This is a genomic window from Streptomyces sp. NPDC054757 (assembly GCF_053612185.1).
This window is the reverse complement of record NZ_JBSHBW010000011.1, coordinates 74723-95600: the sequence shown is the minus strand read 5'-3', so window position 1 is coordinate 95600 and position 20878 is coordinate 74723. Positions and strand designations below refer to the sequence as shown.

The window sequence follows — 20878 nt, the reverse complement described above, 5'->3', positions numbered from 1 at the left end:
TAATTGACTACCCGTCAGAAATGAACGGTCAGGGATGACCCGTCAGAGACGGACCGCCGGAGGAGCCCCCTCGGAGGCGATCGTTCAGCGGCGCTCGTTCAGAGGCTGACGTCCGAGCAGGCATAGAACGCGTTGCCCGTGTCGGCGATGTTCCATACGGCCAGGATCACGTGGTGGCCGGACTTCTGAGTGGGGATGGTGCCCTGCTGCGAGACGGTTCCGGGCGGCTGCTTGCCGCCGTACGGGACCGTCATGAAAGGCTGCGGGTCGAGGTCGGCCCGGGTGAGCGGCTTGGAGTCGTCCCAGCCGTTCTTGGTGATGAAGTACTCGAAGTCGGTCGTGGCGTGCCTGGCGGTGAACTGCCAGCGGAAGGTGTACGCCTGACCGCCCGTGAGCTTGGTGGTCGGCCATGCGTTGCCGTTCGGCGCCTTCGCCCCGTCGAGCTGGGCGAAGTCGTCGTGCGCGCCGGAGCAGATCTTGCCGTCGGCGGGCCCGGCGCCGGGGAACCCCTTGGGGGCCTCGACGCTCTGCGGTTCGTACTGGATGGCACCGCAGTTGGTGACGGTGCCGTTGGCACAGAGCTTCTGACGGCTGATGGGCTGGTCGGTGTACCCGTGGCTGCTGGCGCTGCCGGTGGCGAGCAGGGATACGCCCGCCACGGCGAGGCCGACCACGGCCGCACCTATTCTCTTGCGCATGCTGCACTCCTCGGAACTTGGGGGAGTTCGGTGTGTGCCGAGCTGCGGTCTAGACCAAGGCTCAGAGTATGGACGTCAGTTCGCCGTGTCCATATCAAAGACAGGTCTCCACCAATTCCGGGGAGGCGGGCGCGGGCGGCTGTCTGCCGGGCTTCAGGAAGCGGCGCCGCCACGCCCCGAGTAGAAGGCGACCGTCAGATCCCGGACGAGTGCGTTGCGCTCGTAGACGTCCAGCTCGACAAGACCGCGTGCGGTCAGCCGGGTCACCGTGTCGTCCACCGCGTCCACCACCGAGGTCAGCACGGTCTCCCGGTGCCGGGCGTCGATCGCGGCGACCCGGCTGCGCCGCATCGCATCCGCCACCTCCGGGGCGTACTCGATCCTGGTCGGCTGCGCCGAGAACACCTCGATGCCCACCGGGTAGGTCTCCGCCTTCAGCATCCGGGTCAGCGCGTCGCCCACGGCCTCGCTGTCGCGCAGGGTCGGCCCGTCCTCGTGGAAGGCGTCGGCCGGCAGCTGCGAGAGCACCCGCGCCATCGCGGCCTCGGTCTGCTCGGACAGATACGCCTCGTGGTCCCCCACCGCGTACGTGGCCCTGGCCGTGTCCTTGATCCGCCACACCACCAGGACGACGACGCGCAGCGCCGTGCCGTCGGCGTCGACCGCGGGCAGCGGCTCGCTCCGCCAGTGCCGCAGCCGTACGTCGACCCGGCGGCGCAGCACCAGCGGGTTCGTCCACACCAGCCCGGTCCGCCTGACGCTCCCCCGGTAGTCGCCGAAGAGCGAGAGGACCCACACCTGGCCGACCCGCCCGCGCCCGATCCCGCCGAAGGCGAACAGCGCCAGGGCGCCGAGCACGGCGAGCGCCCCGGCAGCCCCGGGCCCGACCCCGCCGTACGGCATCGTGTCCAGCCGCAGCAGCGAGGCCAGCGGTGCCGGAAGCGCCCCGGCCTTCCACAGCACCGCCGCGCATCCGGAGAGCGCGGCGGCGCCGCCGAGCAGGGCGACGGCGCCGGGCAGCGCGGCTCCGGTGCGCTCGGAGAGCCGGGGGTCGGCGGGCGGTGCGGGCCTGACGGCGGGCTGGGTACGGGTGTCCGTCCTGGCCGGTCCGCGCTTCGGCCCCGCGGGAATCCCGGAGTGACCGGCGGGCCGGCCGACCGTCCGGGCGCCGGTCGCCGCGGCACCGGGAGCGTCGTCCCGGAAGAGCAGGTGAACGGGGATCTCGGTGGTGGACTCGTTCATGATGACGGAGGTCCTGCGCATCGCCGGCCGGCCCCCGGCCGGTCCTTCGCTCCACGCCGGCCCGGTCTGGCCGGTGTGTCCGGTGGACTCCTCTTCCTGCCCGGCGGGCCCGGCCGGTACCGCCCGCCCGCCGAACTCGGTGTGTTCACCTGGTGCTGTCGTCTCGGTCATGCGAAGAGTCGCCTCCATGTCTCGGGGCCCGGATATCCGTCGGCCCGCGCGCCGGTCCATCCCTGGGCGCGCTGGAACGCCTGGACGTTGCGCCGGTCCGCCTCGGACCAACGGGGTCCGGGACCGGCCTTGTAGTACTTGCTGAAGCCCTTCTTCACCAGCTGCTTGCCGAGCCGCTCCACGTCGGCGCCGGACCGCCCCGGCCTGAAGTGCCCGGTACCGGGAAAGGCCGCGGCCTTCGGTGCACTGGTGGCGGGGGCGGCCTTGGCTGGGGCGGCCTTGGCGGGGGCGGCCTTGGCTGGGGCGGCCTTGGCCGGGGCGGCCTTGGCCGGGGTGGCCTTGGCTGGGGCGGCCTTGGCTGGGGTGGCCGAACCGGCCGAACTCGTCGGCCTGGCAGGGGTGATGGGGGTGGTGGGGAGCGCGGTGGGGGCGGTGGTGGCGGGCGTGGTGTGAGGGTTGGAATGGCCGGCGCCCGTACGGTCGGGTCCGGCGGGCCTGCCCGTACCGGCCGGGCTGCCGGTACCGGCGGGACTGCTCGAAACGGCGGGCCTGCCCGTACCGGCCGGCCGGCCCGTGCGCCCCGGAGCCGCCGCACCGACGGCGCCGCTCTTCGCGGCGGCCGGGATGTCCTTCCCGCCGCCCTTCACCAGCAGGCTCCAGGTGGCCGGGCCCGGCAGCCCGTCCGCCGCGGAGCCGGTCCACCCCTGGGCCCGCTGGAAGGCCCGGGTGGCCCGGCGGTCGGCCGTACCCCAGCGCGGCCCGGGGCCCTGCTGGTAGAAACGGCGCCCGCCACGGGCGACGAGCATCCGGCCGAGCCGGGTGACGTGTTCGTTCTTCGCGCCCTTGCCGAAGGACTTCGCCCCGGGAAAGGCGCTGCCCGGCTTCGAACCGGCGGTGCCGGTCCGCAGCCCCTTGTAGCGGTAGGGCACATAGCGGCTGGAGTGCGACCAGTAGGCGTACGGGGTCGACTGCACGCGGGTGTGCGGCTTCGTCTGCTCGTACGCCAGGTAATACGTGTGGGCGGAATTGGTCCAGCCGCCGAAGACAGTGACGTGGGAGCCCTTGTTGGGGTTCGCCGGGTTGTGGAACAGCAGGATGTCGCCGGGCTGGAGTTCGCTCTTGTCTATCCGCACCCCGTACTGGGCCAGGTTCCCCGTCCATTCACTGCCGCTCAGCCCCCAGGCCATCGAGACGAAGCCGGAACAGTCCTCCCGGTAGCCGTCCTTCCACTTCCTGTCCATGCGGTACGGGACCTTGGCCGCCACCCAGGTCCTGGCCCGGTTGATGATCGCCGACCGGGTGGTGGCCGGCAGTTTCGCGGGGGCGGTGGGCGCCACGGCCGGCTCCGGGCCCTGGCCGCCGGGGCCGGGAGCGGCAGCGGCGGCGGTCCCCCCGCCGAGCACCACCCCTGCGGCGGTCGCCAGCACGAGCGCGCGCCGTGCGCCGTGGGCCGCCGGGTGGCCGCCCTCTCTCCGCGAGAGGGTGTGGAGGGCCGAGCGGCGCCAGGCGACGCATCCCGCACAGCCGCAGTCGCTCTCGGGTTCGTACTCCTCGAAGACCGGAACCGTCATACCTGTCCCCTCCGCCTAGTCGAGATTCTGCACAGGCACATCTGCATGATCGTCAGCTTCTCAACTATGCGGACGAATCGCATTTTGACGGATTGAATGGGTAGAAAACGAACATATGATCCGCCGGGAGGTACCGAGCACCCACGCCGGTCCGGTAAAGTTCTCCAGGTCAGCAGGCGCCGCTAGCTCAGTTGGTTAGAGCAGCTGACTCTTAATCAGCGGGTCCGGGGTTCGAGTCCCTGGCGGCGCACGCGATACCGAAGCCCTTCACCTCGCGGTGGGGGGCTTCGGCCGTTGTCTCCCCTTCCGGTCCCGCCCTCCCTCTCAGCCTCCCCCGCCCGCGCGGCACCCAGTCCCGGCGCGGCGGGCCCGCCCCAATCCGCTCCGTGCGCAAGCGAGTTGACGACCCACCGGGGCGCACGCGCGCACCCGCCGCACGCCCCGCCCGCGAACACCGCAGGGGCCGGCCCGCCGCACACAGCAGACCGGAGGGGCGCCCGCCGGGCGCCCCTCCGGTAAATCCCACGGTGAATTCTGAGCGGTTCAGACAGATTCGGCCAAAACAGTGCGACCGAGTAGATCAAACAGGTCACGGCGCCCGGACGGACACCCGTACAGGCCGTGCGGATACGCGCCCGCACCGCCCGCCGCTCACCCCTTGGGCACACCCGTGAGGTAGGCCGAGACCACCACATTCGCGCTGTACGCCCGCGTCGTACGGTCGAACGAGCCGCCGCAGGTGATCAGCCGCAGCTCGGCACGGCCGTGGACGCGCTCCCCGTAGACCTTCTTCGCGTTGAAGTGGCTGCGCTGGAAGACCTGGACGTCATCGATGGTGAACTCGCTGACCGAGCCGTCCGAGCCCGTCACCCGCACTTTCTGACCGGGGCGGACCGCGCTCAGACCGTAGAAGACCGCTTTCCTGGTGTTCGTGTCGACATGGCCGACGAGCAGGGCGGCCCCGACCGCACCGGGACGGGTGCCGCCACCGAACCAGCCGACCTCGTCCGGGGTCTCGAACGGCGGCGGGTCGACCGCACCGTGGGAGTCCAGCCCGCGCGGCACGATCGGGGCGTTGATCCCCACCGAGGGGATCTGCACCCGCTGCGGCCGCACCCCGGCGAGCGGGTCATGGGCCGGTGGGAGCGAGACGCCGAGCGGGCGGCCCACCGCGGCCACATCCCCGGTCTTCGGCCCCGAGCTGCCCTCGGGGCCCTCGGTGATCTGGCGCCCCCAGAGCCAGAGCCCGAGCAGCAGTACGGCCCAGGCGACCCCGGTCAGCAGCCGTCCGCCGCCCGAAGACGAGCCCTCGGACGACATGTCAGCTGTTGCGCCGGCGCCGGACGCTGCGCCCGGCGACCGCCACCGCGGCGATCCCGGCGAGCACCAGGCCGACGACGGTGTGCCCGGAGCCCGGAGCCGCCTCCTGCGCCGCGACCGTGGCGGTGGCCCCGCCCCCCGCGTGGACGGGAGCGGTCGGGGTGATCAGCGGCATCGGGCGGTGGTGGCCGCCGCCCTCCCGTACGACCGTGATCGTGCCGGTCACGGTCGTGTGCCCGCACTTGACCTGGACCGAGTAGTCCCTGGACTGGGCGTCGGCGCGGATCCGCGCGGCGGCGTACATGGAGCCGCGGTCGGCGGCGGGCGAGAACTCGGCCTGCGAGTCGAAGGCGTCGGACCTGCCGTACGGCTTGCCGCTCTTGCAGCTCACTCTCAGGTCCACCTCCTCGCCGGGAGCGATGACGGACGGGCTGACCGTGACCGTCCCCGATGCCCCTTCGGCCGGGGCCGCGATCGCGGCTGCGGGGGTCAGGGCAGCCACGGCCGCAGTAGCGGCACAGAGAGTGACGGATATCAGACGCATGGTGAACCTCCTGTTACGAAGGTTGGTGCCTCCGGGTTCATCCCGCATCCCGGGCAAGGCGCACATACGTCCGATCGTGGAGCTGCTGTCGGACGGCGGCCCGTTCCGGCCACCGGACCGGCGTGAATAGGATGGCCGCCACGGAGCCCCCGTACCGTTCGGACCTCCGGTGACCATCACGCCGAGCCGCCAGGAGCCAGCCCGCATGACAGAGCGCAAGCCCATCGAATCGTGGCTCACGGACATGGATGGCGTACTGATGCACGAAGGCGTCCCCGTGCCGGGAGCCGATGCCTTCATCAAGAAGCTGCGGGACACCGGCAAGCCCTTCCTTGTGCTCACCAACAACTCGATCTACACCCCGCGTGACCTGCGCGCCCGGTTGCAGCGGATCGGCCTGGACGTGCCGGTGGAGAACATCTGGACCTCCGCCCTCGCGACCGCCAAGTTCCTGGACAACCAGCACCCGGGCGGCACCGCGTACGTCATCGGCGAGGCCGGGCTGACCACGGCGCTGCACGACGCCGGATACGTCCTGACCGACGCGGACCCCGACTTCGTGATCCTCGGCGAGACGCGGACCTACTCGTTCGAGGCGCTGACCAGGGCGATCCGGCTGATCAACAACGGGGCGCGCTTCATCGCCACCAACCCCGACAACACCGGCCCGTCCCCGGAGGGTGCGCTGCCCGCCACGGGTTCCGTCGCCGCCCTGATCACCAAGGCGACCGGCAAGGACCCGTACTTCGTCGGCAAGCCCAATCCGCTGATGATGCGCACCGGGCTCAACGCGATCGGCGCCCACTCCGAGTCGTCCGCCATGATCGGCGACCGGATGGACACCGACGTCCTGGCGGGTCTTGAGGCCGGTATGGAGACCTTCCTGGTGCTCACCGGGCTGACGGCCAAGGCCGACGTCGACCGCTATCCGTACCGGCCGACCACGGTCGTGGACTCCATCGCCGACCTGGTGGACCTCATCTGACCCGCGGTCCCCGTGACCGGCCGGCGGGGACGCCCGATGCCATGACCGGCCGGCGGGGGCGCCCGGTGCCTCCGGGCGCCCCCGCCCGTGTCACCCCGCGCTGATACCGACCCCGTCGACCGTCCAGAACCAGTTGTTGCCCCCGGTGTAGCGGAACCGCACCTGGGCGCTGGTGGCCCCGGCGGGGACCTGGAGGGTGATGTTCTCGGTGCGGGACGAGGTGTCCGCGGTGTACGTCCGTACGCTCACCGGGGCCCCGCCGTCATAGCTGACCAGCACCTCGCCGCGCTGCGGGGCCTCCTGGCGGTAGTACGTCGTGTACGTGAGGGTCGCCGGGCGGCCGCCCCGCACCCGGTAGGCCGGGCTGACCAGGGTCGAGTCGAAGCTCCCCTTGAACGACTTGTCCGACCACTCGTCCCCGTCGGCGACCGCGAAGACACCGCGCGCCCTGACATTGGACTCGCGCTGCTGGTCGGGCTCGGCCTTCGTCCAGAACTCGTCGGTGGTGAAGGACCAGCCGCGCCACTCGGTGACCCCGCCGGTGCCCATCGCGAAGTTGTCGACCGACCAGCCGGGCGGCGGGGTGTGGGTGAAGCCGATGACGCCGGCCCCGATGCCGCTCTCGTCGACCGGCCCGGTCAGCCGGGGGCGCAGCGCGTCGAACGCGTCGTCGCCCGGCTGCTGGAGCGGCCTGCCGTCGAGGCCCCAGGCGGGGTCGATGGCGATTCCGAGGTGGGCGAGCGCGGAGGCGGCGACGTCCGGCATCCGGATGTCGTACCGCGTCGAACCCGCGCCGATCCCGGCGCCCCGCGCGATCAGGAAGGTCTGGCGCTCCTGCCAGCTGGAACCGCCGTGGCCGCCCGGGTCGGTGTGGCCGTGGTCCGCGGTGACCATGATGAGCCAGTTCTCCGACGCGTACGCGGACCGGGACTCGATGGCGGCGACGAACTGTCCGACCGAGGTGTCCACGGCGTGGATGGCGTCGAGGTACTCCTGGCTGGCGGCGCCGTGTTCGTGGCCCGCCTCGTCCACCCCGTCGAGCTGCACGAAGTGCGCGTCGGCGCTGCCGGTGGCGAGCTGACTGACGAGCCGTGAGGTGGTCCCGGTGTCGTACTCGGCGCTCGGGGTGTTGACGCGGGTGTCCACCTTCGGCGAGAAGACGGTGGTGGTGATCGGGTTCCAGGACGCGATGGCGTAGGTGCCCAGCGCGGGCCTGGCGTTCTCGACGCGGGTCAGGAAGTCCGGGTACTGGGCGAAGTTCTGTCCGGCGAAGGTGTTGTCCATCACCTTGTGCTTGTCGGGCCAGACACCGGTGATGATCGTCGACCAGCCGGGTCCGGAGAGCGTGGGGGCGAAGGGTGCGGCGTACAGCGGGCTGGCGGCGGTCAGGCCCGCCGCCCGGAGCGCCTTGAGATGCGGTGCGTCCGCCACTTCGATCTTGCTGAGCAGGGTGCCGTCCAGGCCGATGACCAGGACCTTGGGCTTTCTGCTGACGGCGTGGGCGCTCTGGGCGAGGGGGCCCGCCGCGACGGCGAGAGAGGCGGCGCCGATGAGGAGGGAGCGGCGGGACAGCTGCGAAGACACGTGATCCTCCGGTACGGGGTGGGATGGCCGTGCGGATGGCGCACGGCTCAACGCCCCTGCCGGGGCAGAGGCGTTGACGGTTTCGAACGAGCCGGACTAGACCCGTTATCCTTTCGCAATAGTCCGCGGACTGCCAGAGGCGTGCGGTGACGTTCTCACCGCGTGCGGCCCGGGTGCTCGGCCCGGGTGCTCAGCTGTGCGTGGCGGACTTCCAGTCCTCGACGTATGAGCTGAGGTTCCTGGAGATGTCGTCCCAGTCGGGTGCGAAGACGTCGACACCCTTCATCAGCGCACTGAGCGCGGTCGCGTTGGCGTCGGTGGCCTTGACGTCCTGGCGGGACGAGAAGCCGCCGCCGATCTCGCTGACCTGCTTCTGGGCCTGCTCGGCGAGCATGAAGTCCAGCAGCTTCCTACCGTTCGCCGAGTGCGGCGCCTTGCTGACCAGACCGGCTGCGTACGGCAGTGCGAAGGTGGTCGGCCTGCCGCCGCCCGACTTCGCGGGGAACCAGATGCCCAGGTTCGGCATGGTCTTCGTCTGCGCGTAGCTCATCTGCACATCGCCGTTGGCGGCCAGGAGTTCGCCCTTGTCGACCTTGGGGGCGAGCTTGCCGGTCGAGGCGGACGGGCCGACGTTGTTCGCCTGGAGCTTCCCCAGGTACGCCATGGCCGCCTCCTTCGAACCGAAGTCGTGGATCGCCTTGATGATCACGGCGGTGCCGTCACCCGCGACGCCGGGCGTCGAGTACTGGAGCTTGTTCCGGTACCGGGCGCCCAGCAGTTCGTCCCAGGTCGTGGGGGCCTTCGTCAGCTCCTTCTTGTTGTAGACGAAGCCGAAGTAGTTGTTGACGACCGAGGTCCAGGTCCCGTCGGCGCCCTTGTCGGCCGGGGCGACCTGGCCCGAGCCCTTGGGCGCGTACTTCTGGAGCAGGCCCTTGGCGTCGGCCTGCTGGATGAACGGCGGGAGGGTGACGAGGACATCGGCCTGGGTGTTGGACTTCTCGCGGACCGCGCGCTGGACGACCTCGCCCGAACCGCCCTCCACGTACTCGACCTTGATGCCGGTCTGCTTCTGGAAGTCCTTGAAGACCCGGTCGTACCAGCCGTCGTGGTTCTCGCCCTTGAGGCCGTCGGCGCTGTAGACGGTGACGACCTTGGCGTCGGAGGCGGCGGACGAACCGCCGCAGGCGGAGAGGGAACCGGCGAGGACCAGGGCCCCGGCGACGGCGGCGAGCGGCTTGATGGGGTGGCGCATGACGTGTCGTGTCTCCTGGAGTGGGGCTGAAGCCGGTGGGGACCGGCTGGTGACGGTGGTGGTTCAGCGGTGGTGACTGAGCCGTGGTGGTTCAGCGGTGGTGGTCGGCGTCGGTGGTTCAGCGGTAGGACGCGCGGGTGCGGATACGGGAGACCGCGGAGAGGACCAGCAGCGTCGCGGCCATGAGGACCACGGCGACAGCGGCGCCCGTGAAGAGCGAGCCCCGGTCGGTGGCCGCGAAGATCTGGACGGGGAGCGGGGTCCAGTCGGGCGGGTAGAGCATCATCGTGGCGCTCAGCTCCCCCATCGACAGGGCGAAGCAGAGCCCGGCCGCCGCGGTCAGTGACGGGAGCAGCAGCGGCAGCCTGACCCGCCACAGCACGTACCAGGGGCGGGCTCCCAGCGAGGCCGCGGCCTGCTCGTACACCGGGTCGAGCCGGCGGATCGCGGCCGAGACCGACTGGTGGGCGAAGGCCGTGACCAGGATGGTGTGTGCCAGGACGACGATCGTGGAGGTGCCGTTGAGCAGGACCGGCGGCTTGCTGAACGCCACCAGCACGGCGAGGCCCACCACCACCGAAGGCACCGCGACCGGCAGCATGAACAGCGCATCCATGAAGCGTCGTCCGCGCTTCTTCAGCGCGGCCCCGGCGAGCGCTGCCCAGGTCCCGGCCGTCAGCGCGAGCACGCTCGCACATCCGGCGGTGACCAGGCTGGTGGTCAGGGCCCGCAGCGAGTCCCCGCCGGTGGCGGTCGCGTAGTGGCCCAGGGTCGGCCCCGAGGGAAGGACGCCCGACCAGTTGGTGGCGAACGACGCCAGCAGGATCACCAGGAGCGGCAGGGCGAACAGGGGCAGGAAGAGGGCGAAGAAGAGGACCCAGACGGTCCACTTGCCTGTACGGCTATGCACCAGCACGGCGGGCCACCAACCGGTAGAGGGAGTAGAGCCCGACGGAGATCGCCACATTGACGACGGCGACCACGCACGCGGCCGGGTAGTCGGATTCGAGGATCGCCTTGCCGTACACGAGCATCGGCAGGGTCGTCACGCCCTTGGCCCCGGTGAAGAGCACGATGCCGAACTCGTTGAGGCACATCACGAGCACCAGGCTGCCGCCGGCGGCGAGCGCGGGCAGCGCCTCGGGCAGCACGATCCGCCGTACGATCCGGGCCGGGCCCGCCCCCAGGGACGAGGCCACCTCGATCTGCGCGGTGTCGAGCTGCGAGAAGGCCGCGAGCAGCGGCCGCATCACGAACGGGGTGAAGTAGGTGATCTCCGCGAGGAGTACGCCCCACGGCGTCCCGAGAAACTGGAACGGCCCCTGGTGCGCACCGGTCACATCCGTCCACGCGCCGTTGGCGATGCCCGCCGAGCCGTAGACGAAGAGCAGCGCGAGGGTGATCAGGAAGGACGGGAAGGAGAGGAAGACATCGATGAACCGGGCCACCGCCCGTCCGCCGGGGAAGGGTACGAAGGCGATCACCACGGCGAGCACGAAGCCGAGGACGAGACAGCCGGCGGTGGCACCGGCGGCCAGCCAGACGGTCGTTGTCAGCGCCTCGCGGAAGGCGTTCGATGCGAAGACCTGGGTGTACGGGGCGATGGAGGTACCGCCCGTGTCGGGCGTGAAGGACTGCTGGACGACGAGGGCCAGCGGGTAGAGGAAGACCAGCGCCAGTACCGCGACGGGCGGCAGCGCCCAGAGCAGACGGGGCAGGGAGTGGGGCAGTGAGCGGGGCGGGGTCCGGCGGGCCGGCGGGACTCCGCCGGTCTGCGGGGCCGGCGCGGTGGCCGCGGTCTGAGCGGCCCGGGTGGCGCTAGCCATCGGACGCTCCCGCCGCCGCGTCGACCGGTGTCCCGGTCATCGTGTCGTGCAGGGTCACGCCCGCCGTCTCGTGCCCGGTCACGCCCGCCGTGAGCAGCACCGCGTCATCGGGGGCGAAGTGCAGCGTCACCGTGTCCCCCAGCGCCGGTGTCTCGCGCAGTTCGCGGACATCGGCCTTGACCGGGTGGCCGTCCACATCGACCAGCAGCCGGTGCGTGGAGCCGCGCCACTGGACCTCGGAGATCCTGCCGCGCAGACCGTTCGGGCCCTCGCCGAGCCCGACCAGATGCGGGCGTACGCAGAGGGTGGCGGTGGCTCCCGCGACGGCGCCGTCCGCGCCGGTCACCGTCAGCTCCGTACCGGCGAAGGCGACCACCGCGCTGCCGACCACCGCTCCGGCGGCCCCCGCTCCGCCGTCCGCCCCCGGCGCGGTGCTCCGTACCGTCACCGGCAGGAGGTTGGCGTTGCCGACGAAGGAGGCGGTGAACTCGGTGCGCGGGCGCCGGTAGAGCTGCTGCGGGGTGCCGCAGTCCTGGAGGCGGGCCCGGTCCATCACGGCGATGCGGTCGGCCAGGGTGAGCGCCTCGACCTGGTCGTGGGTGACGTAGAGGATCGACACCTCGGGCAACTCACGGTGCAGCCTGGCGAGTTCGGCCAGCATCCCGGACCTCAGCCGGGCGTCGAGCGCGGAGAGCGGTTCGTCGAGCAGGAGCACCCCGGGCCGGATGGCCAGGGCCCGTGCGATGGCGACGCGCTGCTGCTGGCCGCCGGAGAGTTCACGCGGGTAGCGCTTGGCGTAGGAGTCCATGCCCGTCATCCCGAGCGCCCCGGCGACCCGCTCCGGGATCTCGGCCCTGGGCACCTTCTGCGCCCGCAGTCCGAAGGCGACGTTCTCCTCGACCCGCATGTGCGGGAAGAGCGCGTACTGCTGGACGACCATGCCGACACCCCGGCGGTGCGGGGGCAGGTGGGTCATATCGCGGCCACCGATGAGGACCCGTCCGGCGAAGGGCCGGACGAATCCGGCGACGGCGCGCAGCGCGGTGGTCTTGCCCGAACCCGAGGGGCCGAGCAGGGCCATCACCTCGCCGGGTTCGACGGTGAGGTCGAGCGAGTCGAGGACGGTGGTCCCGGCGTTCCTGCCCTGCGCACCGTACGCGACCGAGACCCCGTCGAAGCGGATGCCGCCGGTCGTATCCGTACCGCCGGCCGTGTCCGTACCGGTGGTCATATCCGCACCGGGGGCACCGCGCGGTCCAACCGGCCCAGCAGTCCGGGCAGTTCGGCGACCGAGCCGATGACATGGGTGGCACCGTGCCGCTCCAGCCGTTCCCGGTCATGGGCGCCGGTCAGGACACCGGCCACGGCCCGGGCCCCGGACCGTACGCCGCTGAGCATGTCGTACGCGGTGTCGCCCACGACCGCGACCTGGTCCATGCCGTCCACGGCCCGGGTCCGCAGGAACGCGGCGAGCACCATGTCCGGCCAGGGGCGCCCGCGACCGCCCGCGTCAGCCGGGCACAGCGTCAGCCCGACCAGGTCACGCCAGCCGAGCGCGTCAAGGATCGCGTCCTGCGTGGGCCGGGCGAAACCGGTGCTCAGCACCACGGTCCGGCCCTCGTCCCGCATCCGCTCGACGGCTTCGCGGGCACCCGGTACCGGCGCGATGTGCCCGGCGCCGACCAGTTCGCCGTACGCCTCCTCGAAGGCGGTGTTGGCCTGCCGGGCCTTCTCCTCGTCCCCGAACAGATGCCGGAAGACGGAGATCTTGGACTCGCCCATGGTGGCGCGCACATGGCCGAGCATCGTCTCGGGCTCGACGCCCATCCGCCGCGCGGCGGCGGCGAACGCCCGCTCGACGAGACCGCCGTCGGCGACGGTGGTGCCCGCCATGTCGAGCACCACCAGATTGATCGGATTCCGCAAGGTCAACTCACTCACCAGCCAAGGTCGTTCGCGGTCGTTTCGGCTATCGCCGGGGAACAGGTCATGCCGCGCCCGCCGGGCCCGGTGACCAGCCACACCCCGTCGCGCACCTGCTCGCGGTGGACGACGCGGGTGGTGTCGGTGCACTGCGCGTACACCCCGGCCCAGCGGTGGCGGATCTTCGGCAGCGGGCGCCCGAGGAAGGACGCGGCGACCCGGGCGACGTGCTCGTACGGCTCCTCGCGCACATCGAAGGCGAAGGGGTGCTCGTACTCGTGGGTGTCCCCGATGGTCAGCCCGCCGTCCGCACGCTGCACCATCAGCAGCTGCATCCGGTGTCCGGCGGCCACCGGGTCCTGCGGCTGCCGCGCATTGAGCGCGTCGAGGGCGTCGGACGCGTACGCCGGGTAGTAGCGGAAGGAGTCGGCGTCGGCCACCGATGTGGTGAGGCGTTCGCCGAGCGGCTCGGTCTGCATCATCTGGAGGCGGACCCGGCGGACCGGCAGCCCTGGGGCGAGTTCGCGCACCAGACCGCCGAGCCAGGCACCGGTGCAGAGGACGACGGCGTCGCCGGTGTGCACATCGCCGTGATCGTCGCGCACCGAGCCCGCGCCGACGACCTCACGGACCTCCCGCCCGCCGACGTAGCGGTACCTCCCCGAGGCCAGCAGCGCCTGCTTCAGCTCCAGTTGGGCGGTGCGCGGCTCCACGGCCGCGTCCTGACCGCACCAGAGCGCGGCCTCGAACTCACCCCGCAGGGCCGGGTTGACCTCGCGTACCTCCTGCGGCGACAGCAGCCGGTACCCGCGCGCGGCCGCGTCGTCCCGCTCCAGCGCGGCCTCGGCGACGGCCCACTCCAGGGCGTTCCGTACAGGGGTGAGCGAACCGGTGGCGCGGAACCCGATGCCGGGCACCCGCTCCCCGATCTCCGCCCAGAGCTCCCGGGCGCGCAGCGCGGTCGCCAGCTCCTCCCCGCCGGCCCGGCCGCTGACCCACACCTGCCCGAAATTACGGAGCGAGGCACCCCGGGCCTCGGTCTCGCGCTCGATCTGTACGACCTCGTGGCCGCGTTCCACTGCGTGCCAGGCGTGCATGGTGCCCAGCACGCCGGCTCCTACGACGATGACTCTCACGACGGCAACGCTGCTGGGGGCGGGTGGCCCGGCGCCGACCCGGAGGCAACGGCACGGTGAACAGCCTCACAAGACTGGACTAGACCCGTTATGTTCTCGTGACATCAACGGGTGGTTCCAACCGCCCCGGCGCCGGGGTCAGTCCGGCGCGAGGTGGGTGGTGAAGCTGAACCGGTCGCCCCGGAAGAGAGTCCGTACGCGTTCCAGGGGCAGCCCCCGCGCGTCACGGGAGACCCGGTGGATCAGCAGCATCGGCAGCGCGGGCGGCGTCCCGATGAGCAGCGCCTCGCGCGGGGTGGCCAGGACCGTCTCGATCCGCTCGTCGGCGTCACCGAAACGGATGCCCAGCCGTTCGCGGAGGAAGCCGTAGAAGGAGGAGTCGGGCTCGAACTCGCTCTCCAGGGTAGGGACTCGGGCCACCGCGACATAGGTGCTCTCCAGGCCGACCCGCTCGTCGTCCGCGAGCAGCACCCGCTCCAGATGCCAGACCGGCTCGCCCCGGTCGAGCCCGGTCTCGGCGGCGAGCGCGTCCGGGCAGGGGAAGCGGTCGAGCGAGATGAGATGCCGTCCGGGGGTGCGGCCCTGGCGTCGCACCCCCTCGGTGTAACTCACCAGCGACAGCGGCTGTTCGAGCTTGGGGCCCGCGACGACGGTGCCCCGCCCCTGCCGCCGTAGCCGCCCCTCCAGGACCAGTTCGCGCAGCGCCTGCCGTACGGTCTCGCGTGACACCTCGTACCGTACGGCCAGATCGCGTTCGGTGGGCAGTGGTTCGCCCTCGCCCAACTCCGCCATCAGCAGCGAGACATGGGCCTTGACCGCGTAGTACTTGGGGATGCGGCCGTGCTCCGGGATACCGGAGCGGATCGGTGCGCCAGGTGCCTGGCTGTGCGGGTAGTCCACGGGGTGATGGTCGCAGATCCGCGTGACGGTACCGGGCTCGCGGTGGCGGACCCGGCCCGCGCTCCCGGACTCACGGCGATGACCCGGCCCGTGCCCGGACTCACGGCGGTGACCCGGCCCGTGCTCCCGGACTCACGGCGGTGACCCGGCCCTCGCTCCCGGACTCACGGCGATGACCCGATCCGCGCTCCCGGACTCACGGCGGTCCGTGGCTCGCGGTGGTGCTCCGGGGTGCTACCGGCGGCGCTGGATCCTCGGGCGCCGTGATCCGATGACCAGGGCAGCGCCCAGCAGCACACAGGTACAGGCGATGGCCGACACGGTGCGCAGCCGGTGCGAACCGGTCCTGGCGAGCTCACCGGCGAACTCGTGCGCACCGGTACGGGGTCCGACCGCGGGGCCGCCCCCGGTACGCCCTCCGGTGGCGCCGTCGTGGTCCCGGCCGGGGACGCGCTCCCCGGGAGCCTGCCCGCCGGGGACGTCCGTCCCGGCGGCATCGGACGGCGGGGTGGCGTCGGACGGCGGGGTGGCGGAGACGGCGAAGCGGTAGGCACCGGAGTCCCCGACCCAGTCGCCGTCGTCGCCGTGCCGCCTGACGACGGCGGCGTCGGCGGTGATGTCGTCCGCGACGGTGTCCCCGGCGAAGGCGAGCCGGACCGGCACCGAGACGGTCCGCCCCGCCGGGACGTCGAACCCCCCGGTCCCGTCGGCCTCGGCTGCCGTATCCCCCTCATCGGCCTCGTCGGACCTGGCGGCGCCGTCGTTCGCGGCGGGCCCGGCCGGGCCGTCGCCGAACGGGCCGATGTGCTCGTCCTCGTCGGTGGTCGTGAAGGGCACCGGCCGCCAGCGGTGCGCGGCGGGGTCCTCGAACTCCAGCCGGATCTGGCGGTCCTGGAGCTGCCGGTGCCGGTCGACGAGGACGACGACCGGGTGGATGTCCCGGCAGGCGCCATCGGATGTGTTGGTCAGTTCGAGCGACCAGGTGGCGAAGTCGTCCCCGGGCCGATACGAGTCGGGGCCGCCCTCGATCCGGGCCTCGACGGGGAAGGCCGAGCCGCCCCGGTCGGCGCAGCCGGGAGGCGCCGACGCGGCCCCGGGCCGGCCGGACCGGGCGGCGAAGCTCTGCGCGGTGGCGCCCCGGGCGATGGCCGGCGGTACGGCCGCGAGCAGCAGCAGGGCGGCCAGAGCGGAGGTGGCGGCGGCCGGGGCCGCCCCGGTGGCGAGGGCAGTGCGCAGTCGCATGGGGGGCCTTTGCTGCTCATGTGGGTCAGGGCTCCGCACACGGAACCGCACCGCCCCGCACGGCCGGGCCCGCCACGACCGCGTACCGCCGAATGCCACCCGCCTTCCCGCCCGATCAGCCCATTGTCATCAGGTACGAATTCATTGAAGATCCGCCATCCTGAAATTTGCAGGTCACGGGGGCTGGTGTGGCTCGGGGATGAGAAGCTCGTGCTGGCCGGGAGCGAGATCGTTGGCAGGTGATCGTCCGTCACGGGCACGTTCTGCGGGAATCGCTTCTCGGATGGTGGCCCCTTCGTACTCTCCGGCAGGGAAGGCCGAACCGGGGAGTTCATGGCGGAACTGGTTCTTGGCTGAGGGCTGTCCCGTAATCCCTGGCGGGCGCACGACGACAGCTACGGCGCCTCGCCGCGTTGTCGGGACGCCCGAATACATCCAGTATGCGGATGCCCCTCCGCCTTGCGATGCACCGCATCTGACGCCGCGCGCTGCTCCACCAGGGATCACGGGACAGCCCTCAGCGCCAGCGGGTGCGGAAACCACCGGGGGTGTCGCCGGTCTCGCGGGTGAAGAACTTCCCGAAGTTGGCGGGTTCGGAGAATCCGAGCGTCCGGCCGATCGTTGCGACGGGCAGGTCGGTGTGCACGAGCAGGCGCTGCGCCTCCAGGGCGGCGCGGGCGTCGATGAGTTCTTTGGCGGTGCGGCCGGTGGCGGCCTGACAGGCCCGGGTCAGGGTGCGTGGTGAGTAGCCGAGTCGGTCGGCGTACCTCTGCACGGAGCGGGTGGCGGCAAAGGAGCGCTCCAGCTCGTACCGGAAGGCACAAAAGATCTCGCCGCCGGTCCTCGCCGAGGCGACAAGGGCCGGATGGGGCAGCCGGGCCAGGCGCAGCAGCACCGCGCCGAGAAGCTGGCGAAGCAGTGTGGTGGTGAGGTCGGTGTCCGTGTCCTCCCTATGGCGCTGCAGGGTGTGGTACTCGGCCGCGATCTCGGCCAGGGCCCGGTCGAGGACCTGATGGTCGTCCGGGGACAGCGTCCAGCCCTCCGGACCGAAGCCGTCGAGGAGGGACGCAAGCTGAGGCAGGCGCGGTGGGAAGGCGGCGGTGAACAGCACCATCACGGCATCCAGTTCGGCCAGACGGCCCTCCGCATCGGCCGGGAACCGCTGGACCTGGCCGGGCCGCAGATGCAGCAGTCTGCCTGGTGCACAGAGCTGAGAGACGAAATCGACCATCATCGTCGCCTCACCGCCTCGTACGAGGAGCAGTTGGTGGAAGTCGGTCCGGCTCGCGGTACGGGCGACCGCCCTTTTCATGCGGCGGCGCAGGACGTCGAACGTCAGGACCTCGATGCCCAACTGCGGCCGGTCGGGATTGAGGTAGGCGATGTCGATGACGTCGTGTTGTCCAATTTTGATCATGGCAGGTCCCGACTCTACCTCGTTGCCGGGAGCCTTTGGCGGGGATCGTGGAGGCGTCGCCGCGTGCTGCCGGCCTGGCCACCCAGACCCGCGGCGCGCTCGTGCATCCCTGCCCCCGATGGCACCTACCAGGTAAGGACCCACCACTGTGAAGTCTGCGATCACCGATCCCGCACTGCTGCCCGGCGCGTTCGAGGACGCCCTGAACGGCGGTGACGTCGAGGGCGTGCTGGCCCTGTTCGCACCCGGCGCCACCATGCGCACGCCGGCCGGCGAGGTCATCGCCGGTCACGAGGCGCTGCGCCGGGAGATCAGCGGGACCGTCGCCGCCCGTGGGCGGCTCACCAACACCCCCCGGCACACCCTGCTCGGCGCCGATGCCGCGCTGCTGGTCACCGACTGGACCCTCGAAGTCACCGCTCCGGACGGCGAGCGTGTCGCCCCGACCGGCACCACCGCCAACGTCGCGTGCCGAGGAGTCGACGGCTACTGGCGGTTCGCCGTACTCAATCCGCTCGGCACAGCCTGAGCGACCGCCTGCACGCGCAACACGCCGGCCTCCACCGGCCTGACGGTGGTCCGTCCCGCCGGCAGCGGCCGGACGGACCACCGGTGCTCCACAGCACCGCTGATGGCTGCCGAGTACCACTGTCGTCACCCTCAGGTACGACGGATGCTGAACGGCGCCGCCGCCCGGCCGAAACGGCCGAACACCGGGGCCAGCGCCAGCTGTGCCGCCCCCTCCGCGACGAACCACCGCCCCCCGCCCGCAGCCGCCACGGGGACCGGTCCCCCGCCGCCTCCCTGCCGGGCGCGCTCGGCGATGACGGCGGCCACGCCCCGTACGAAGACGTCCGGGTCCGCATCGACCGTACGGCCCCCGAGCAGCACCCGGTCGACATCGAGGAGCCGCACGAGATTGACCGCGCCCACCCCGAGGAAACGTGCGGCCGCCGCATGGTCGCCCCTGGCGACGGCGGCCAGACAGAGCGCCTCGACGCAGCCACGGCCACCGCAGCCGCAGGGCTCCCCGTCGAGCTGCACGGTCTGGTGCCCGAACTCCCCGGCGCCGGTGCGGGGCCCCCGGTAGAGCGCGCCCCCGAGCACCAGCCCGGCACCGAGCCCGGTCCCCAGGTGCAGATACGCGAACGAGTCGCCGGGCCCGCGCAACGCAGGCCCGAGAGCTGCCGCGTTGGTGTCCTTGTCGAGGACGACGGGCAGGCCGAGGCGTTCCGCCAGCGCGTCGCGCAGTGGATAGCCGTCCCACTGCGGAAAGCCGGTGACCCGGCCGAGCAGCCCGGCCTCGTGGTCGAGCGGGCCGGGGGCCGCCACCCCGACCCCCAGGACACGGGGCGGCCCACCCCGGACGGGACCCGCACCTCCCGCACCTCCCGCACCTCCCGCACCGGCCACCCCGGACCCGACGCCCGCCGCCACCCCGTCCGCACCCGCCACCACACCGGACACCGCATCGGCCGCCGCAGCCGTCACCACGTCCGCGCCCGCCCCGAAGTCCAGCTCCGCGCTCCGTCCGGCGACGACCTCCCCGGCCAGGTCCACCAGCACCGCGCTCACCCGGTCCCGGTCCAGATGCAGCCCCACCGCGTACGCGGCGCCCGGCACCAGCCGCAGCACCGTGCGCGGTTTGCCGCCCGTCGAGGCCCGGCGACCCGCCTCCGCCGCGAAGCCGTCCGCCCGCAGCCGGGCGGTGATCTTGCTGACCGCCTGCGGGGTGAGCCCCGTCCGCCCGGCGAGTTCGAGACGGCTGATTCCCGCCTCCCCTGCCGTACGCAGCAGTTCCAGCACGAGCGCCGCGTTATGGCTGCGCAGCACGGGCAGATTGGCGCCGGACCCGGCGGCTTCGCTCCTGTTCACGTCCCTATTGTGCGCCACACTTGCACTTTGGAAACAGCGTTGCTTAAGTGGTTCGCATGACTGCGCACCCGCTCCGCGTCGGACTCGTCGGCTACGGCCTCGCGGGTTCCGTCTTCCACGCACCGCTGATCTCGGCCACCGAAGGGCTGGTCCTCGACACGATCGTCACCTCGAACGAGGAGCGCCGGGAGCAGGCACGCGCCGAGTTCCCCGGCGTCCGGTTCGCCGCCACCCCGGACGAGCTCTGGACGTACGCGGACGAGCTGGACCTCGTCGTGATCGCGTCCCCGAACCGGACCCATGTGGCGCTCGCGACCGCCGCGCTCAGGGCCGGGCTGCCGGTGGTCGTGGACAAGCCGCTCGCGGGGACGGCCGCCGAGGCCCGTGGGCTGGCCGCGCTCGCCGCTGAGCGCGGGCTGCTGCTCTCCGTCTTCCAGAACCGGCGCTGGGACAACGACTTCCTGACCCTCCGCTCGCTCGTCGACGAGGGCCGACTGGGCGAGGTCCAGCGCTTCGAGTCCCGCTACGAGCGGTGGCGGCCGCAGCTCAAGGGCGGCTGGCGCGAGTCCGGGGACCCGTCGGAGATCGGCGGGCTCCTCTACGACCTGGGCAGCCATATCGTCGACCAGGCGCTCGTCCTCTTCGGCCCGGCGGTCCGGGTGTACGCGGAGGCGGACGTCCGGCGCCCCGGCGCCCGCGCCGACGACGACACCTTCATCGCCCTCACCCATGCGAACGGCGTCCGTTCCCATCTGTACGCCTCCGCCACCACCGCCCAACTCGGCCCGCGCTTCCGGGTGCTCGGCTCGGCGGCCGGCTATGTGAAGCACGGCCTCGACCCCCAGGAGGCGGCCCTGCGCGAGGGTGCGCGCCCCTCGGCCTCGGCACACTGGGGCGAGGAGCCCGAGTCGCTGTGGGGCCGCATCGGTGCGGGCGAGTCCCCGCTGACGGGCGGCGGTTCGCCCGTACCGACCCTGCCCGGTGACTATCCGGCGTACTACGCGGGTGTCGCGAAGGCCCTGCGCGAGGGTGGCCGGCCGCCGGTCACGGCGGAGGAGGCGGCGGCGACCCTTGATGTGATCGAAGCGGCACGGACCTCCGCGCGTGACGGAGTGACCGTGGAGCTCACGGGCGAACTGTGAGTACCGGCGTACGGGCCGTTACGTCCCTGACGGCCCGTACGCCCCGCGCA

General features: G+C 72.0%; 18 protein-coding genes, 1 tRNA gene and 1 pseudogene. 4 read left to right on the top strand and 16 right to left on the bottom strand.

Annotation, left to right across the window (positions count from 1 at the left end; translation table 11 throughout):
• Positions 1-98 precede the first annotated feature (98 nt).
• The 3 genes and pseudogenes from ACWGKJ_RS15925 to ACWGKJ_RS15915 form a co-directional block, all read right to left on the bottom strand.
• Entirely contained in the window at positions 99-698 is a 600-nt protein-coding gene (locus ACWGKJ_RS15925) for a lytic polysaccharide monooxygenase auxiliary activity family 9 protein (protein WP_385025000.1), read from the bottom strand.
• 153 nt (positions 699-851) lie between these two features.
• A pseudogene (locus ACWGKJ_RS15920) lies at positions 852-2063 on the bottom strand (SPFH domain-containing protein); the annotation flags it as partial.
• A 44-nt stretch (positions 2064-2107) separates the two neighbouring features.
• Complete coding sequence (locus ACWGKJ_RS15915) at positions 2108-3682, bottom strand: peptidoglycan-binding protein (protein ID WP_385025006.1); 1575 nt, start codon at positions 3680-3682, stop codon at positions 2108-2110.
• 176 nt (positions 3683-3858) lie between these two features.
• Between ACWGKJ_RS15915 and ACWGKJ_RS15910 the strand changes: the two genes are divergently transcribed.
• Positions 3859-3932 (top strand) — tRNA-Lys (locus ACWGKJ_RS15910).
• A gap of 401 nt (positions 3933-4333) precedes the next feature.
• Here the strand turns inward: ACWGKJ_RS15910 and ACWGKJ_RS15905 are convergent.
• Both ACWGKJ_RS15905 and ACWGKJ_RS15900 read right to left on the bottom strand, forming a co-directional pair.
• Positions 4334-5002, bottom strand: coding sequence for a class F sortase (locus tag ACWGKJ_RS15905; protein WP_385025009.1), 669 nt, complete (start codon positions 5000-5002; stop codon positions 4334-4336).
• 1 nt (position 5003) lies between these two features.
• Positions 5004-5546 (bottom strand): hypothetical protein, encoded by a 543-nt coding sequence (locus ACWGKJ_RS15900; RefSeq protein ID WP_385025013.1) that lies wholly within the window; start codon positions 5544-5546, stop codon positions 5004-5006.
• A gap of 205 nt (positions 5547-5751) precedes the next feature.
• On the opposite strand from ACWGKJ_RS15900, the gene ACWGKJ_RS15895 reads away from it, so the two are divergent.
• Positions 5752-6531 (top strand): HAD-IIA family hydrolase, encoded by a 780-nt coding sequence (locus ACWGKJ_RS15895; protein WP_385025016.1) that lies wholly within the window; start codon positions 5752-5754, stop codon positions 6529-6531.
• 90 nt (positions 6532-6621) lie between these two features.
• Here the strand turns inward: ACWGKJ_RS15895 and ACWGKJ_RS15890 are convergent, their stop codons facing one another.
• From ACWGKJ_RS15890 to ACWGKJ_RS15845, 10 genes are all read right to left on the bottom strand, one after another.
• The gene (locus ACWGKJ_RS15890; RefSeq protein ID WP_385025019.1) at positions 6622-8115 is read right to left on the bottom strand and encodes an alkaline phosphatase family protein; all 1494 of its coding nucleotides are present in this window, start codon (positions 8113-8115) and stop codon (positions 6622-6624) included.
• Between the two features lie 190 nt (positions 8116-8305).
• Positions 8306-9367, bottom strand: a complete 1062-nt coding sequence (locus ACWGKJ_RS15885; protein ID WP_385025022.1) for a 2-aminoethylphosphonate ABC transporter substrate-binding protein — start codon at positions 9365-9367, stop codon at positions 8306-8308.
• Positions 9368-9485: 118 nt separating this feature from the next.
• Positions 9486-10283 (bottom strand): ABC transporter permease subunit, encoded by a 798-nt coding sequence (locus tag ACWGKJ_RS15880; RefSeq protein ID WP_385025025.1) that lies wholly within the window; start codon positions 10281-10283, stop codon positions 9486-9488.
• Positions 10270-11193 (bottom strand): 2-aminoethylphosphonate ABC transporter permease subunit, encoded by a 924-nt coding sequence (locus ACWGKJ_RS15875; RefSeq protein WP_385025028.1) that lies wholly within the window; start codon positions 11191-11193, stop codon positions 10270-10272. Before ACWGKJ_RS15875 ends, ACWGKJ_RS15880 begins: the two co-directional genes overlap by 14 nt.
• Positions 11186-12424, bottom strand: a complete 1239-nt coding sequence (locus ACWGKJ_RS15870; RefSeq protein WP_385025031.1) for an ABC transporter ATP-binding protein — start codon at positions 12422-12424, stop codon at positions 11186-11188. The genes ACWGKJ_RS15875 and ACWGKJ_RS15870 overlap by 8 nt, the downstream gene beginning before the upstream one ends.
• Positions 12421-13119: a phosphonatase-like hydrolase gene (locus ACWGKJ_RS15865; RefSeq protein ID WP_453315751.1), complete on the bottom strand. Its 699-nt coding sequence runs from the start codon at positions 13117-13119 to the stop codon at positions 12421-12423. Before ACWGKJ_RS15865 ends, ACWGKJ_RS15870 begins: the two co-directional genes overlap by 4 nt.
• 11 nt (positions 13120-13130) lie before the next feature.
• Positions 13131-14252, bottom strand: a complete 1122-nt coding sequence (locus ACWGKJ_RS15860; protein ID WP_385025037.1) for a TIGR03364 family FAD-dependent oxidoreductase — start codon at positions 14250-14252, stop codon at positions 13131-13133.
• A gap of 138 nt (positions 14253-14390) precedes the next feature.
• On the bottom strand, positions 14391-15152 hold the full coding sequence (locus ACWGKJ_RS15855; RefSeq protein ID WP_385025040.1) for a GntR family transcriptional regulator: 762 nt from the start codon (positions 15150-15152) through the stop codon (positions 14391-14393).
• A gap of 234 nt (positions 15153-15386) precedes the next feature.
• Positions 15387-16394, bottom strand: coding sequence for a hypothetical protein (locus tag ACWGKJ_RS15850; RefSeq protein ID WP_385025043.1), 1008 nt, complete (start codon positions 16392-16394; stop codon positions 15387-15389).
• A 517-nt stretch (positions 16395-16911) separates the two neighbouring features.
• The gene (locus tag ACWGKJ_RS15845; RefSeq protein WP_385025046.1) at positions 16912-17811 is read right to left on the bottom strand and encodes a helix-turn-helix domain-containing protein; all 900 of its coding nucleotides are present in this window, start codon (positions 17809-17811) and stop codon (positions 16912-16914) included.
• A 148-nt stretch (positions 17812-17959) separates the two neighbouring features.
• On the opposite strand from ACWGKJ_RS15845, the gene ACWGKJ_RS15840 reads away from it, so the two are divergent.
• Positions 17960-18340, top strand: a complete 381-nt coding sequence (locus ACWGKJ_RS15840) for a YybH family protein (protein WP_385025049.1) — start codon at positions 17960-17962, stop codon at positions 18338-18340.
• A 131-nt stretch (positions 18341-18471) separates the two neighbouring features.
• Here the strand turns inward: ACWGKJ_RS15840 and ACWGKJ_RS15835 are convergent, their stop codons facing one another.
• Entirely contained in the window at positions 18472-19686 is a 1215-nt protein-coding gene (locus ACWGKJ_RS15835; protein ID WP_385025052.1) for an ROK family transcriptional regulator, read from the bottom strand.
• A gap of 56 nt (positions 19687-19742) precedes the next feature.
• Between ACWGKJ_RS15835 and ACWGKJ_RS15830 the strand changes: the two genes are divergently transcribed.
• Positions 19743-20828, top strand: a complete 1086-nt coding sequence (locus ACWGKJ_RS15830; RefSeq protein WP_385025055.1) for a Gfo/Idh/MocA family oxidoreductase — start codon at positions 19743-19745, stop codon at positions 20826-20828.
• Positions 20829-20878: the final 50 nt, after the last annotated feature.

What these genes read in the sequence shown, in the direction of transcription:
- ACWGKJ_RS15925 (WP_385025000.1), bottom strand. Translation starts at nt 698, where the DNA reads ATGCGCAAGAGAATAGGTGCGGCCGTGGTCGGCCTCGCCGTGGCGGGC.
- ACWGKJ_RS15915 (WP_385025006.1), bottom strand. Translation starts at nt 3,682, where the DNA reads ATGACGGTTCCGGTCTTCGAGGAGTACGAACCCGAGAGCGACTGCGGC.
- ACWGKJ_RS15905 (WP_385025009.1), bottom strand. Translation starts at nt 5,002, where the DNA reads ATGTCGTCCGAGGGCTCGTCTTCGGGCGGCGGACGGCTGCTGACCGGG.
- ACWGKJ_RS15900 (WP_385025013.1), bottom strand. Translation starts at nt 5,546, where the DNA reads ATGCGTCTGATATCCGTCACTCTCTGTGCCGCTACTGCGGCCGTGGCT.
- ACWGKJ_RS15895 (WP_385025016.1), top strand. Translation starts at nt 5,752, where the DNA reads ATGACAGAGCGCAAGCCCATCGAATCGTGGCTCACGGACATGGATGGC.
- ACWGKJ_RS15885 (WP_385025022.1), bottom strand. Translation starts at nt 9,367, where the DNA reads ATGCGCCACCCCATCAAGCCGCTCGCCGCCGTCGCCGGGGCCCTGGTC.
- ACWGKJ_RS15875 (WP_385025028.1), bottom strand. Translation starts at nt 11,193, where the DNA reads ATGGCTAGCGCCACCCGGGCCGCTCAGACCGCGGCCACCGCGCCGGCC.
- ACWGKJ_RS15870 (WP_385025031.1), bottom strand. Translation starts at nt 12,424, where the DNA reads ATGACCACCGGTACGGACACGGCCGGCGGTACGGATACGACCGGCGGC.
- ACWGKJ_RS15850 (WP_385025043.1), bottom strand. Translation starts at nt 16,394, where the DNA reads ATGCGACTGCGCACTGCCCTCGCCACCGGGGCGGCCCCGGCCGCCGCC.
- ACWGKJ_RS15845 (WP_385025046.1), bottom strand. Translation starts at nt 17,811, where the DNA reads ATGATCAAAATTGGACAACACGACGTCATCGACATCGCCTACCTCAAT.
- ACWGKJ_RS15830 (WP_385025055.1), top strand. Translation starts at nt 19,743, where the DNA reads ATGACTGCGCACCCGCTCCGCGTCGGACTCGTCGGCTACGGCCTCGCG.